The 13811-nt window shown below is 71.2% G+C and carries 12 protein-coding genes and 1 riboswitch; of the genes, 8 read left to right on the top strand and 4 right to left on the bottom strand.

All coding sequences use genetic code 11. The annotated features are described in order from the left end of the window. Positions 1-26 precede the first annotated feature (26 nt). From Adu01nite_RS06495 to Adu01nite_RS06505, 3 genes are read right to left on the bottom strand one after another with little or no spacing between them, the layout of a single operon-like run. Complete coding sequence (locus tag Adu01nite_RS06495; RefSeq protein WP_203725600.1) at positions 27-392, bottom strand: Pepco domain-containing protein; 366 nt, start codon at positions 390-392, stop codon at positions 27-29. Then, positions 389-1600: a CHAT domain-containing protein gene (locus Adu01nite_RS06500; protein ID WP_203725601.1), complete on the bottom strand. Its 1212-nt coding sequence runs from the start codon at positions 1598-1600 to the stop codon at positions 389-391. Before Adu01nite_RS06500 ends, Adu01nite_RS06495 begins: the two co-directional genes overlap by 4 nt. Further along, positions 1597-3828 carry a hypothetical protein gene (locus tag Adu01nite_RS06505; protein WP_203725602.1) on the bottom strand — a complete coding sequence of 744 codons (2232 nt, stop codon included), beginning with the start codon at positions 3826-3828 and terminating at the stop codon, positions 1597-1599. The genes Adu01nite_RS06500 and Adu01nite_RS06505 overlap by 4 nt, the downstream gene beginning before the upstream one ends. A gap of 222 nt (positions 3829-4050) precedes the next feature. Here Adu01nite_RS06505 and Adu01nite_RS06510 point away from each other — a divergent pair, with 222 nt between their 5' ends. Genes Adu01nite_RS06510 through Adu01nite_RS06535 form a run of 6 tightly spaced genes read left to right on the top strand, consistent with a single transcriptional unit; the run spans position 4051 to position 11386 of the window. Further along, positions 4051-5052, top strand: coding sequence for a LacI family DNA-binding transcriptional regulator (locus Adu01nite_RS06510; RefSeq protein ID WP_203725603.1), 1002 nt, complete (start codon positions 4051-4053; stop codon positions 5050-5052). Beyond that, positions 5049-6317, top strand: a complete 1269-nt coding sequence (locus Adu01nite_RS06515; protein WP_203725604.1) for a sugar ABC transporter substrate-binding protein — start codon at positions 5049-5051, stop codon at positions 6315-6317. The genes Adu01nite_RS06510 and Adu01nite_RS06515 overlap by 4 nt, the downstream gene beginning before the upstream one ends. Before the next feature lies 1 nt (position 6318). Then, positions 6319-7212 (top strand): carbohydrate ABC transporter permease, encoded by an 894-nt coding sequence (locus tag Adu01nite_RS06520; protein ID WP_203725605.1) that lies wholly within the window; start codon positions 6319-6321, stop codon positions 7210-7212. Next, on the top strand, positions 7205-8032 hold the full coding sequence (locus Adu01nite_RS06525; RefSeq protein WP_203725606.1) for a carbohydrate ABC transporter permease: 828 nt from the start codon (positions 7205-7207) through the stop codon (positions 8030-8032). Before Adu01nite_RS06520 ends, Adu01nite_RS06525 begins: the two co-directional genes overlap by 8 nt. 40 nt (positions 8033-8072) lie before the next feature. After that, the gene (locus Adu01nite_RS06530; RefSeq protein ID WP_239132177.1) at positions 8073-9557 is read left to right on the top strand and encodes a DUF3131 domain-containing protein; all 1485 of its coding nucleotides are present in this window, start codon (positions 8073-8075) and stop codon (positions 9555-9557) included. Beyond that, positions 9554-11386 carry a GH39 family glycosyl hydrolase gene (locus Adu01nite_RS06535; RefSeq protein ID WP_203725607.1) on the top strand — a complete coding sequence of 611 codons (1833 nt, stop codon included), beginning with the start codon at positions 9554-9556 and terminating at the stop codon, positions 11384-11386. Before Adu01nite_RS06530 ends, Adu01nite_RS06535 begins: the two co-directional genes overlap by 4 nt. A gap of 4 nt (positions 11387-11390) precedes the next feature. Here the strand turns inward: Adu01nite_RS06535 and mycP are convergent, their stop codons facing one another. Beyond that, positions 11391-12590 carry a type VII secretion-associated serine protease mycosin gene (mycP, locus tag Adu01nite_RS06540; protein ID WP_203725608.1) on the bottom strand — a complete coding sequence of 400 codons (1200 nt, stop codon included), beginning with the start codon at positions 12588-12590 and terminating at the stop codon, positions 11391-11393. Positions 12591-12676: 86 nt separating this feature from the next. Next, positions 12677-12823, top strand: a riboswitch (adenosylcobalamin (AdoCbl) riboswitch). 8 nt (positions 12824-12831) lie between these two features. Between mycP and Adu01nite_RS06545 the strand changes: the two genes are divergently transcribed. Next, positions 12832-13035, top strand: coding sequence for a CbtB domain-containing protein (locus Adu01nite_RS06545; protein ID WP_203725609.1), 204 nt, complete (start codon positions 12832-12834; stop codon positions 13033-13035). Beyond that, the gene (locus Adu01nite_RS06550; protein ID WP_239132178.1) at positions 13026-13790 is read left to right on the top strand and encodes a CbtA family protein; all 765 of its coding nucleotides are present in this window, start codon (positions 13026-13028) and stop codon (positions 13788-13790) included. The genes Adu01nite_RS06545 and Adu01nite_RS06550 overlap by 10 nt, the downstream gene beginning before the upstream one ends. The last annotated feature ends 21 nt before the right edge of the window (positions 13791-13811 follow it).

The following is a 13811-nucleotide window of genomic DNA, read 5'->3' on the forward strand; positions in this document are numbered from 1 at the left end:
GATGATCGCCGCGCGGGAAAGGGGGGCTACTCCTTGTCGTCGAGTTTGAAGGTGAAGGTCAGGCCGGCCTTGCCGGCCAGCTCGCCGCCGGTGCCGAGCAGCGAGATCTGGCCCTTGGCGCTGACCTCGGCGCTGATCTGCACCTGGTCGAGGCGGTATTCGCCGATGCCGGCCGGCACGTCGGCCAGCACCGCGCGCATGCTCGTCAGGAACTCCCCGACGCGCTGGCGCAACTTGTCCACCGGCACTTCGCCCCAGCCCAGCCGCAGGTCGTCGGCCCGCTGGAACGGCCGCCGGTCGACCCGGCCGGCGTCGCCGTCGTCGAGCCCGAAGATCCGGACGACGGGCGGGCCGGCCTGCTCGGGGCCGGGCTGGTCGGTGGGGTCGGTCACTGGTCGCTCCTGGGGTGAGGGCCGACGCGCAGGTCCGGGTCGGCGTATGTCGAGTAGCTGATGCCCAACGGGTTGGCGTAGCGGTCCAGCAGGTGGTTGCGGGCGTGGTGGACGGCCTCGCCCAGGGACTCGCGCAGCAGGATGAATCTGGTGTAGAGGGCCGTGGAGAATTCGGCGGCCACGTCGTCGGGGATCTCGATCTCGCTGCCGACGAAACCTCGGTTGTCGTTGCGCAGGAAGAACCATGGGAACGACAGGGCGCTGCCGGCCGCCAGCCGGGACGCACCGCAGGCGTTCATCATGACCAGTGGCATCTCGGCGGGCGTGTCGTCTCGTCCGAAATGGCCGGCGGCGGTGGTGATCAGGTCGTCGAGGGTCACCCGGACGGTGCGGCCGCCGCCGGACAGCTCGATCTCGTTGGCCATCGGCCGGTCCGCGCTGGTGTAGCAGTGGCAGGCGAAATGCTGCAGGGCGTCGGGGGTGCCGCCGGCGGCGGGGCACGGGGCGCTGATCTGGTCGGCCAGGGTCGGGCCGTCGGTTTCCGCGGTGGGGAAGGTGGTCACCTGGGCGTGTTGTTCGGCGGCGGTGGTGAACCATTTCAGTTCCAGGCGGGCGCCGGGCAGGCCGTCGTGCTGGAAGAAACGCACCGGCAGGCGGCCGTGTTCGGTGGCGCGCAGGGTGATGTTCTGGGGCACCGGCAGGTTGCCGAAGGAGCGCCGCACCATGGCGGTGAAGCCGACCACGTTGCGGCATGCCCGGACCAGGTCGGCGCGGGTGCGGACGTCAGCGGGGCGGGGGTCGAGCAGGGGCAGGTATTCGATGGGGAGCATCGCGCCCAGCTCGCCGACGCATTCGATCATCGGGACGAAGCGGGGGTTGCGGGCGGCCGGCAGCGCGCTGCGCCACCAGCGGGTGAGTTCGGCGGCGACCCGGCGGTGGAAGATCAGGAAGAGCTGCCGGTTGCCGATCTGCCAGAACCGCCGGTAGACCTCGGCGGCGTCGGCGTCGGTGACCTCCATGCCGGACAACTCGTCCTTCAGAGCGGTGAGCCGCTGGTCGAGGTCGGTGCGGGCCGCGCGGAGCACGGTTTCGTCGTCGAGGGTGATCCGCAGGTCGGCGCAGCCGGGGCGGGCCGCGTGGAAGTGCAGATACAGGCCGTCGTTGGCGCGCACCGTGCGGATCGTGACGGCCGGGGCGGTACGCCTCACCCGTGCACCGGCGCGAGGACGGCGCGGACGTGCACGACGACGGCCTGGACGAGCCGGCCGGCCTGGTAGAGCTGGAACCAGATCTCGTGCCGGCCGGCCTCGTCGGGGATCTGGAAGGCGAACACGGTTTCGGCGACGCCGGCCGGCAGGGCGACGGTCATGCCGCGCCGGTTCGGGACCGGTTTGAGGGTGGGGCTGTCGGCGACGGCGTCGAATTCCACGTTGCGTTCGGGGCGGCCGCCGTCGATGGTGATCGGTTCGGCGATGAAGAACTGGTCGCCGGATTCGAGGGTGGGGGCGGTGCCGCGGGCGTTCTCGTCGTTCATGACGAAGAAGGACAGTTGCAGGATGCTGCCGGCGGTGGCGGTGAGCATCTCGCCGGGGGTCGCGGACGGCCGGCCGACGTCGCCCTTGCGGTCGATGACCATGAAGCCGGTGAAGTTGGCGGGTGCGGGCCCGATGACGGCGGCTTCGATGCCGTCCTCGATGAGTTTGCCGACGCGCTGGTAGAACGCCTGCTGCAGGGTTTCCATGCGTTCGCGTACGTCGAAGGAAAGCTGTTCGGCGGCCTGCGCGGCGAGGGCGGAGATCTGCGCGTCGTCGAGTTCGGGGTTGCGGATCTGCGCGGCGAGCCGGTCCTGGCGCTGCTGGAGGTCACGGATCTCGGGCAGCAGCGTCCGGTGGATCTCGCCGGCGATGTCGTCGCGGATGCCGCTGAACTGTTCGATGTTGACGATCGCCGGGCCGGTGGTGTCGGTGGGCACGAGTTCGTCGGGGCGGACCCGGCCCATCAGGACGGGGGCGGCCCGCCGGAACTCCTCGGGGTCGCGCGGGATCGGCAGGTGCAGGGACCGGGCCAGGTCGAACCGGTAGAGCTCGACGGCGGCGGCCCGCTGCCCGTAGAGGGTGGTGGCGCTCTGCCGCAGCCCGGCGAGCAGGGCGGCCCCGACGAGCAGCGGCCCGAGAACGGCGGTGAGCAGGGTGGACGGGCCGGTGTCCCGGGTGAGCAGCAGGACGGCGAGGGCGGTGGTGACCGCGCCGGCCACGCCGACGCGCAGCGCGTTGACGGAGCGTTCGCCGCGGCGGAACGGCGCCCGGGCCTCGGCCGGCAGGACCAGTTCGATGCGGGGCCACACGGCGGTGAGGCCGAGGCCGGTGCGGTGCGCGGTGACCTCGACCGCTTCGAGCATGCCGTCGGTGATCGCCGGCCGGGCCAGGGTGTCGCGGAGGTGGGGCCGGCGGCTCGGCCGGATCAAGGGTTCGCGTTCCAGGTCGCGCAGCCGGTCCTCGAGCCGGCGCAGGGTGTCGTAGTCGGCGGCCCGCATGTTCCGGCGGCCGATCTCCTGCTGGAGCCGGCCGATCTCGTCCTCGATCTCGGCCCGGCGGCGGTAGTCGCCGCCGGCCGGTTCGTAGCGGGGTTCGGCGGCGATGTCGACGGTGACCCAGTTGAGCACCAGCCGTTGCACGGTGAACGCCGCGACCAGCACGAGGGCCCAGGTGCCGAACGTGCCGAACAGGCTGCCGAGGTCGCGGTGCAGGGGGTTGCCGGTCTGCACGATCCCGGCGGCGACGATCGCACCGGCCGGCACGAGCAGCCCGGCGAGCTGGGTGGTCAGCGGCGGCGGGGTGCGCCGGCCGCTGACCCGCAGCGCGGAGGCCACCATGCGGAACAGGGCGTAGGCGAGCCAGGCGGCGACCGGGAGCGCGGCCACCGATCCGAAGATCCACGCCGGGGCGGGGTGGCCGCCCACCGCGGCGGTGACGGCCACGGCGATCGCGGTCGCCTCGGCCAGGACGGCCGCGGCGATGCCCATCTGCCAGGTGTCGTCCTCGTAGAGCTCCCAGTCCCCCAGAAAGACCATCAGACCGAGGAGGAACAGCGCGGGTACGACGGCGGCCACCCCACCGGCGATCGCCCCGGCGACGGCCTGGTCGTGGACGAGCCACGCACCGCCCAGGACGGTCAGCCCGGCGTCGATCGCCACGGCCGACCCGAGCAGGAGGGGCAGCCGGGGGCGGGGAAGGTACATCCTGAGTCCCCACGCGACCGCGACCACGGCGGCGGCGCACAGCCCGAGCCCACCCCAGACAGGTTTGGCGTGGGCGGTGGCGAGTTGTGCGTGCAGCAGCAGAAAACCACGCCAGGCCAGGTAGAGCCCGGCCACGATCAGGGCCAGGCTCGCGAGGGCACGGCCGGTGGCCCGGACTACGGTGCGCGTGGACGCCACGCCTCATGGTTAGCACGGATCGGCAAGCGTCCGCGAGAGTGTCCGGCATGGTCTGTCCACACGGTTCACGCGGACGCGCTGGTCGCGCAGTGCACCGAGTCCGGCGGTCACGGCGCCCGCAGGGGCGCTGGAGCGGGCCGCCGGGTTTGGCGGAAATCGCGGATCGTGAATCCGTGAATTTCCCGAGTTTCGGCATTGTCGCCCCGGGGTTACGTTCCGGCGATGGCGATGAAAGCGCTTTCAAAGGCGACGATCTATCAGGTCGCGCAGCTGGCGGGCGTGTCGATCGCCACCGTGTCGCGGGCGATGCGGGATTCCGATCTGGTCACCGAGCAGACCCGCGAACGGGTCCTGGCGGCGGCGAAACAGTTGAGGTTCACGCCGAGCCGCGCGGGCCGGTCGCTGGCTGAGGGCCGGCACGCGGCCAACGGGATCGTCTTCCCGGATCTGGTCGGCCCCTACTACGCCGAGGTGATCCTCGGCTACGAGGCGACCGCGGCCGGGTTCGGGTCGAGTGTGCTGATCCTGGCCACCGGCGGCCGCACCGACGCCGACGCCGCGGTGCGGGAGCTGGCGACCCGGGTGGACGGGCTGACCGTGATGGGGCAGACCGTCTCCGACGAGGTGATCGCCGAGCTGCGGCTGCCGGTGGTGCTGCTGGCCCGCGACCCGGTGCCCGGTGTGGACACGGTCCGGGCGCAGAACGCGAGGACGGCGCGGAGCCTGGTGGAGCATCTGCTGGGCCACGGGCACCGCCGGTTCACGTTCCTCGGCGACCCGGCCGGCTCCCCCGACGTGCGGGGGCGTTACGACGGCGTCCGCGCGGGCCTCAAACGCGCGGGCGTCGAGCCTGCTGACCTCGTACCCACCAAAGGTTTTGATCTTGAAGCCGGGAAAGAAGCAGCGAAGGCCCTGCAACCAGGAACGGCAGTCGTGTGCGCGAACGACGAACTGGCGCTCGGTGTGCTGCTCGCCGCCGAGGAGGCGGGGTTGCGGGTTCCGCAGGACCTGGCCGTGACGGGCTGGGATGACCTGCTCGCCGCCCGGTTCGCCGGCTTGACCACGGTGCGCCAGCCGATGCGGGAGCTGGGCGCGACCGCCGCCCGCTGGCTGAACCGGCGCATCACCGACGACATGCCTGCCGCTGCCCGGCGGCGGGTCCTTGCGACGCAGCTCGTCGTCCGGCGCAGCTGCGGCATCCACTCCCCGGAGGTTCACCGATGAACCAACGATCGATCGTTGCCGTCGCCGCTGCCGCGGTGATCGTGCTGAGCGGCGCGGCCGGCTGCGGCCGTGACGCAGGCACGGAGAAGGAGACCGCGAAGGCGGTCAGCGACGGCAAGGCCAGCGGGGACATCACGGTCTGGGCGATGGGTACGGAGGGTGAGAAGCTCGCCGCGTTCGCGAAGGCGTTCACCGCCGAGAACCCGGACGCGAAGGTGTCGGTGACGGCGGTGCCGTGGGATGCCGCGCACCAGAAGATCTCGGGGGCGATCGCGGCGAAGCAGACCCCGGACGTGTCGATGATCGGCACGACGATGCAGGGCGAGTTCGCCAAGACCGGCGCCCTCGATCCGACGCCGGCCGATCTGTTCGGCAAGGACGCGTTCTTCCCGGGCGCCTGGGACACCACGCTGGTGAACGGCACGTCGTTCGGGGTGCCCTGGTATGTGGAGACCCGCGGCATCTACTACCGCACCGACCTGGCCGCCAAGGCCGGTTTCCCGGACGGGCCGAAGACGTGGGACGACCTCACCGCCATGGCGAAGGCGATGCAGTCCAAGGCCGGCGCGAAGTGGGGGCTGAACATTCAGCCGGGCAAGACGGGCAGCTGGCAGTCGGTGCTGCCGTTCGGCTGGTCGAACGGCGCGGAGATCGCCGCGGACGGTAGGTACACGTTCGACACCCCGGAGTTGACCGAGGCGCTGAAGTACTACCAGTCGTTCTTCACCCAGAAAATCGCGCCCGACAACCTGCCGCAGGGGGCCCTGGAGCCGGCGTTCGTGCGCGGGGAGATCGGCGCGTTCATGTCCGGGCCGTGGCATGTGGGGATCCTCAACGAGCAGGGCGGCAAGGACTTCGCCGGCAAGTACTCGGTGGTGGGCATGCCGGCCGGGAAGTCGTCGACGTCGTTCATCGGCGGCAGCAACATCGCCGTGTTCAAGGACGCGAAGAACCGCGACGGCGCGTGGAAGTTCCTGGCCTGGCTGGCCCGGCCGGAGGTCCAGGTCAAGTGGTATCAGGCCGCGGCCGACCTGCCGGCCGTGCAGAAGGCCTGGGACGATCCGGCGCTGTCCGGCGACAAGATCCTGCAGGTTTTCGGTACGCAGCTGAAGTCGGCGAAGGCACCACCGTCGTACCCGACGTGGGAGCAGGTGTCGGCGGTGTTCGACACCGAGGTGGAGAAGGTGTGCGTCGGCGGGGAGGACCCGGCGGCGGCGTTGAGGAACGTGCAGCAGCAGGCGTCGGCGATCGGGACCGGGGCCTGACGTGCCGGCGACCGTGCCGCGCTGGCGGCGGGCCGTCACCGGCTGGTCGTTCGCCGCCCCGTTCACCGCCCTGTTCCTGGTGTTCGCGCTGCTGCCGGTGGTCGCGTCGCTGGTGATGAGCGTGACCGACCTGCGCGCCACCGACCTGCGCCACCCCCTCGCGGTCAACTTCGTCGGGCTCGACAACTATCTGCGGCTGTTCGACGACCAGTTGTTCCGGCGGGCCGCGGTCAACACGCTGATCTTCGTGGTGATCGGGGTGCCGCTGACCATCGTCGCGGCGATGGCCGCGGCGAACGGCCTGAACTCGGGGCTGATCCGGCTGCGGGGCCTGTTCCGGGTGGGGTTCTACCTGCCGGTGGTGACCAGCATCGTCGCGATCGCGGTGGTGTGGCGGTTCCTGCTCGACCCGGAGGCCGGCATCGTCAACAGCCTCCTCGCCGCGGCCGGGATCGACGGGCCGGCGTGGCTGCAGGATCCCCGCACGTCGCTGCCGTCGATCATCGTGATGGCGGCGTGGCGGAACTTCGGTTCCCTCATGGTGATCTTCCTGGCGGCGCTGCAGGGCATTCCGCACGATCTGTACGAGGCGGCCACCCTCGACGGCGCCGGCCGGTGGCAGCAGTTCCAGCGGATCACGCTGCCGCTGATGCGCCCGGCGCTGCTGTTCGGGGCGGTCATCACCGGCATCGGCTACCTGCAGCTGTTCGAGGAACCCCTGGTGATGACCCAGGGCGGGCCGCTGTCATCGACACTGTCGGTGTCGTATCACGTGTACAACCAGTTCGGGTTCGGCAACTACGGCTACGCGGCGGCCGCCTCCTACGTGCTGTTCGTCGCGATCGTCGCCCTGTCGGTGCTGCAGTTCCGCCTGCTGGGGAGCCGCAATGACTAGACGGGATCGGTACGCGAAGATCGTTCTCTATGCGGTGCTGGTCGCCGCGCTGATCGTGGTGGTCGGCCCGTTCGTGTGGATGCTGCTGTCGTCGTTCAAGAGCGAGGGCGAGATCCGGTCGGTGCCGCCGACGTGGTGGCCGTCGCACTGGACCCTGACGAACTACCGGGACCTGTTCTCCCGCCTCGATTTCCCGCAGTACTTCGCGAACTCGGCGATCGTCGCGATCATCGTGACGCTCGGGAATCTGCTGTTCTGCTCGCTGATCGGCTACGCCCTGGCGAAGCTCGACTTCCCCGGCCGTAAGGCGCTGTTCCTGACCGTGCTGGGGATGCTGATGGTGCCGGGCATGGTGACGTTCGTGCCGCAGTTCGTGCTGATCAGCAACATGGGCCTGGCCAACTCGTACGCCGGCCTGGTGTTGCCGTTCCTCGCCGGGCCGTTCGGGGTGTTCCTGATGCGGCAGTTCCTCCTCGCCATCCCCGACGACCTGATCGAGGCGGCCCGCGTCGACGGCGCCGGCGAGTGGCGGATCTTCTGGCGGATCGTGCTGCCGCTGTGCAAACCGGCCCTCGCCACGCTGGGCATCCTGACGTTCCTGGCGTCGTGGAACAACTTCCTGTGGCCCCTCGTCGTGGCCACGACCGACGACAAGTACACGCTGCCGGTCGCGCTCGCCCTCTACAGCATCGGGCAGAACCGCATCTACTTCGGGCTGCTCCTGGCGGGGGCCGTCGTGGTGGTGCTGCCGGTGCTGATCGTCTTCCTCGCGTTGCAGCGGCACTTCCTGCGCGGCATCGCGACCACCGGACTCAAGTGAGGCGGTTCCGTTGAGACGTCTACTGGTTGTTCTGACCTCCGTGGTCCTTCTGGCATGCATGTCGGCGGCCACCAGGCCCGACCCGCTGCGCGGCTATGCCCGCGACACGTGGCGTTCCCTCGTCGCGATGACCGACCCGGCGACGGGCTTGGTCGCCGACAACCTGTCCGGGGATTTGTCCACTAAATCCACCTACACCTCGCCGACCAACATCGGCGGCTACCTGTGGTCGGCGGTGGTGGCCCGCGAGCTGGGGATCATCTCGTCCCGGGAAGCGACTGCCCGGATAAACCAGACTTTGACCACCCTCAGCACCCTGCAACATCACGAAATTTCGGGCATGTTCTACAACTGGTACGACCCGCACACCGGCGCGGTCGTCACCACCTGGCCGGAGGACGGTTCGACGGTCACCCCGTTCCTGTCGTCGGTCGACAACGGCTGGCTCGCGGCCGCCCTGCACGTGGTCGCCGGCGCGGTCCCGTCGCTGAAGCCGCAGGCGACAAGGATCCTGTCGACGATGAACTTCGGGTTCTTCTTCAACCCGGCCGCCACCTCCCCGATCGGCACCCGCGGCCTGATCCGCGGCGGTTTCTGGGACACCCGGCCCCCCGGCTGCTCGGTCGCCCAGGACGGGGTGTGGTTCACCTGCAACCACTACGACATCACGGTGACCGAGCCGCGGATCGCCACCTACCTGGGCATCGGCGCCGGCCAGATCCCGGCGACCGCCTATTTCGACGCGATGCGCACCCTGCCCGACTCCTGCGACTACGCCTGGCAGGAGATGCAGCCGCAGGGCTTCACCACCACCCATCTGGGCCGCACCGTGTACGAGGGTTCCTACCGGTACCGGGGGATCACGTTCGTGCCGAGCTGGGGCGGCGACATGTTCGAGGCCCTGATGCCCGACCTGTTCGTGCCGGAGGAGACGTGGGGCCCGAACAGCTGGGGCCGCAACCACCCGGCGACGGTGGCCGCGCAGATCGAACACGGCCTGGGCGACGCCGGCTACGGCTACTGGGGTTTCTCCCCCGCGTCGAACCCGTTCGGCGGTTACGCCGCCTACGGCGTGGACGCGATGGGCATGGACACCGACGGCTACCCCTCCGACGTGCAGGGCGGCAGGTACGACGCCGGTTTCGGTGACTGCCGCCCACCGGGCCCGGCCGCGGTCTACGGCGACGGCGTCATCACCCCGCACGCCGCGTTCCTGGCCCTGCCGTATGCCCGCAAGGCCGCCACCGACAACCTTGCGAAGATCAAATCCGATTTCGACGCGTACGGCCCGGGCGGCTTCTACGACTCGATAGCCGTCCGGTCGGGCACGGTCGCGAAACGCTACCTGTCCCTCGACCAGTCGATGATCATGGGCGCGGTCGGCAACGTCCTCGCCCACGACGTGTTGCGCCGGGCGTTCGTGACCCGCGACTTCGAACGGGCGGTGCGGCCGCTGCTGGCGCAGGAGACGTTCAACGTGCCGGCCGGGCAGCGCCTGCCGCAGCTCGGCGGTGGCCGCCGATGACGATCGAGGAGCAGGCCCGCGCGCAGTGGGCGGCGCTGATGGGTGGCGGCGGCGCCCAGGACCGCACGTCCGGCGAGCCGGTCGCGGCCGGCCTGCCCGCCCCGGCCGGCGTCAGCGCGGTGTCGGGGCGTGGCCAGGTGACCCTCCGGTGGGAGCCGGTGCCGGGGGCGATCGGCTACGCCGTGCACCGCGCCGAGTCCCGGTCCGGCCCGTTCACCGTCGTCGATCATGGCGGCGGTGACGTCCTGGCCGTCCCGCACGGCCCGTACACGGACACCACCGACGGCCGCGGCGGCTGGTATGCGGTCGCCGCGCTACGGACGGTCAACGCGATCGGCCCGCTGTCCGACCCGGTCCCGGTCACCGCCCATCCGGCGGTGCAGGTGCAGGGGGCGGCGCTCGGCACCCGGGTCGCGCCGAGCGGCCCGTACGGCGGCGGCCCGTCCCCGGCGGTCACCGTGACGGTCGGCGCGCAGGGCATGCCGTTGCACCGGATCTGGCAGGAGATGGTCGGCTCCGAACACCTGAGCCACCTCCTGCAGACGGACACGACCGGCGGCCGCCCGATCGGCGCCGAACTCCGCGAAGCGCTGCGGCGGGTGCATGACGAGCTGGGGGTGCGGTCGGTGCGGGCGCACGCGATCCTCGGCGACGACCTGGCCATCTGCCGCGACGACGGCTTTGACTTCCGCCGGGTCGACGAGGTGTACGACACCGTCCTGTCCCTGGGCATGGTCCCGGTCGTCGAGTTCGGCTACATGCCCGGCGCCCTGGCCGCGGACCCGTCGGCGACGGTGTTCACCTACCGCGGCATCATCTCCCCACCGGCCGACTGGTCCCGGTGGGCGGACCTGATCCGGGCGTTCACCGCCCACCTCGCCGACCGCTACGGCGTGGCGGAGTTACGGGCGCGGTGGCGGTTCGAGGTGTGGAACGAGCCGAACCTGTCGGTGTTCTGGTCCGGCACCCCCGCCGACTACTGGCGGCTCTACACCGAGGCCGCCCGGGCGATCAAGTCGGTCGATCCGCAGCTGCGGGTGGGTGGCCCGGCGACCGCCGCGGTCGGCTGGATCGACGACCAGCTCCAGGTCGACGCCCCGGTCGACTTCCTGTCCACCCACGTCTACGGGACGCTGCCGCTGGACCTGCGGCCGTGGGCGGACGGCCGGCCGATCCTGTGGACCGAGTGGGGGGTGACCGCCACCCACGGCAGCGCCGTCAACGATTCCGTGTTCGCGGCGGCGTTCCTGCTGTCCGGCATGCATTCGGCGGCCGGCCGCACCGCCGCCCTCGCACCGTGGGTGGCGTCGGATCATTTCGAGGAGCTGGGCCGCCCGCAGCGGCTGTTGCACGGCGGGTTCGGGCTGCTCACGGTCGGGAACCTGGCGAAGCCGAAGTTCTGGGCGCTGTGGCTGGCGCAGCGCCTCGGCGACGTCGAGTTGCCGGTGACGGTGTCCGGGGACGGCGGCGGCAGCCTGGTGCAGGCGTGGGCGTCGCGCTACCCGGACGGCGGGGTCGGGGTGCTGGTGTGGAACAGCACCCTCGACCAGAGCAAGACCGCCGGCTGCACGGAGCTGAACCGGCGGGTGCACCTGAACCCGGGCCTGCCCGGCCCGCACACGCTGCGGTTGTGGCGGGTCGACGCCGTCCACGGCAACATCGCCGCCCACTGGCAGGGCGAGTGGCCGACCGATCAGGAGTGGGCGTCGTTGACGGCGGCGGACGTGCTGCCGGAGGCCGCACCGGCCCGCCGCCTCGGACCGGGCGAGCAGGTCACCGTCGACCTGCCCAACCCGGGTATCGCGTTCGTGGAGATCCGGCCGGCTTGAGAGGTCAGGGGGCGTCCGGTCCGGCCGGGCGCCAGCCGCGGCGGCGGCCCTGGCGGATGATGACGGCGGCGATGCCGATCAGCAGCACCAGGCCGCCGCCGATCCCGGCGAACAGCAACGCCGCGTCCTGCGCCTTCGCCCGCCGGGCGGCGAGGGCCTCGGCGGCCGGGTCGTTCGGGCTCATCACCACCGGAGCCACCGACTCGTGCACGCCCGGCCCGAGGGTTTCGGTCAGCGCACGGTACGGGTTGAGCAGCCCGGCACCGTACTCGTCGCTGCGGGACCCGCCCGGCGCCGGGTCGGCGGTCGCCTGCATGCGCCGCAGCACCTGATCGGGGCTCAGCCCGGGGAACTTCTGCAGCAGCAGCGCCGCGGTCGCCGACACGAACGGCGCGGAGAAACTGGTGCCCTGCTGGTTCTCGTGGCCCTGACCGCGGGCCGCGACCGTCACCGGTTTGCCGTAGGCGACCAGGTCGACGTAGTCGCCGTGCTGGGAGAAATCGGCCAGCTCCCCGGACGAGTCGACCGCGCCGACCCCGATGACGCCGTCGTCGTCGGCCGGATAGGGCGTCGGGTTGCCCTCCTTGGCGTGGTTGCCGACCGCGGCGACCACCACCACCCCTTTGTCGTGGGCGCGTTTGACGGCCGCCGCGACCTGGTCGTTCGGGTCGGTCATCACCAGCGAGAGATTGATCACCTGGGCGCGGCCCTCGTCGACCGCCCAGTTGATGGCCTGCGCGAACTGCGCCGGCGAACCACGGTCCCCGACCGCCTTGCCGTCGATCTCCTGCTGCTCGCTGATCCGCACCGGCACGATCGTCACCCCGGGGGCGAGGCCCTGGAATCCGGTCTCGCCGACCGGCTGCGCGGCGATCACGCTGGCCACCCCGGTGCCGTGCCCGACGCAGTCCTGCTTCGAGTCGGTGTCCTTGTGCAGGAAATCCTTGCCGTCGTCGACGTGGCCCCTGAGCTGTGGATGCCCGGCGTCCACTCCGGAGTCGATGACCGCGACCCGCACCCCTTGACCGGTGGCGAACTCAGCGATCCGCTTCGGCCCGTAGACCAGGTCTTCGAGGGGGGTGCCCTTGAAGACCTCCGCCGCCTTCGGTGCCGTGTCACACACGTTCGCGGCCCACGCCGCCGGTGCCGGCAGCACCAGCAGCACCACCACGCCCGCACCCGCCGCCCAAGCTCCCCTGCGCACCACTGTCCCCCGTTCCAACGATTCCGGTGGATGGTACCGAGGGGGTGCGACACCCGGTTGTGCCCGCCCACGACCCCCGGTTAGGTTGTGGGCACCAATCTGCGGCGTCGTGAGGGAAACCGGTGAAAGTCCGGTGCGGTCGCGCCACTGTGAACGGGAACGTTTTCCCGTGAGTCAGGACGCTCGCGCGCCGCAGCCTGCACAACGGGACGCGTCATCCCGCAAGGAGGTTTCTCGAGCCATGCCACACACCCAGACGGTCCGCCCGATCAGCACCCCCGCGATCTCCCGGCGACTGCTGCTCACCGCGCTCACCGTGGTCGCCCTGATGCTGCTGATCAGCTACCTGGTCGCGTTCGACCAGGGTGCGGTGTCCCGCAGCGGGATGTACCTTCACGAGCTCATGCACGACGGCCGGCACCTCCTCGGTGTCCCGTGTCACTGAGCGCCACCGGAAAAGCGCCGACCTACGGCGCCCTGCTGCTCCGGGGCCTGCTCGCCGGCCTGATCGCCGGCCTGCTGGCGGGTGTGTTCGCCTACACCGTGGGAGAACCCAAGGTCGACGCGGCCATCGCCATCGAGGAGGCCAACGCGCACGCCGCCGGTGCGGCCGCCGACGGCCACCACGACGAGGAACTCGTCGGCCGCGACGGGCAGAAGGGCGGCCTGTTCCTGGCCACCGGCCTGTACGGGGCGGCGATGGGTGGCCTGCTCGCCACCGCCTACACCGTCCTGCGCCGCCGGCTGCGCACCACCAGCGACACCCGCGCCGCTCTCGGCCTGGCCGGGGCGGCCCTGCTCGGCATCGTCCTCGTGCCGTACCTGAAATATCCGCCCAACCCGCCCGCGGTCGGCAACCCGGACACGATCAACCAGCGCACCATCAGCTACCTGGCGATCGTCGTGATCGGCCTGGTCGCCGTGTGGGCCGGGGTGATCGCCGCCCGCACCCAGCCGGCCGAGTGGCGTCAGGCCCTCGCCGCCGCGGCCGGTTTCCTGATCGTCGTCGCCGTCGGCTACCTGCTGCTGCCGGCCATCGACGAGGTGCCCGACACGTTCCCGGCGACCCTGCTGTGGAACTTCCGGATCGCGTCGCTCGGCACCCAGGCCGTCATGTGGTCGGCCCTCGGCCTCGGCTTCGCCGCCCTGGCCACCCGCCCCGTGCGGGAGCAGGCGGCCCGCGAGGCCGTCACCGTCTGACGCACGAGACAGCGGCCGGTC

It is taken from the genome of Paractinoplanes durhamensis (assembly GCF_016862175.1).
Classification (GTDB): domain Bacteria; phylum Actinomycetota; class Actinomycetes; order Mycobacteriales; family Micromonosporaceae; genus Actinoplanes; species Actinoplanes durhamensis.

Bases quoted from the DNA above. Each gene is read 5' to 3' on its own strand.
- Adu01nite_RS06510 (WP_203725603.1), top strand. From the start codon at position 4,051: ATGGCGATGAAAGCGCTTTCAAAGGCGACGATCTATCAGGTCGCGCAG.
- Adu01nite_RS06515 (WP_203725604.1), top strand. From the start codon at position 5,049: ATGAACCAACGATCGATCGTTGCCGTCGCCGCTGCCGCGGTGATCGTG.
- Adu01nite_RS06525 (WP_203725606.1), top strand. From the start codon at position 7,205: ATGACTAGACGGGATCGGTACGCGAAGATCGTTCTCTATGCGGTGCTG.
- Adu01nite_RS06535 (WP_203725607.1), top strand. From the start codon at position 9,554: ATGACGATCGAGGAGCAGGCCCGCGCGCAGTGGGCGGCGCTGATGGGT.
- Adu01nite_RS06545 (WP_203725609.1), top strand. From the start codon at position 12,832: ATGCCACACACCCAGACGGTCCGCCCGATCAGCACCCCCGCGATCTCC.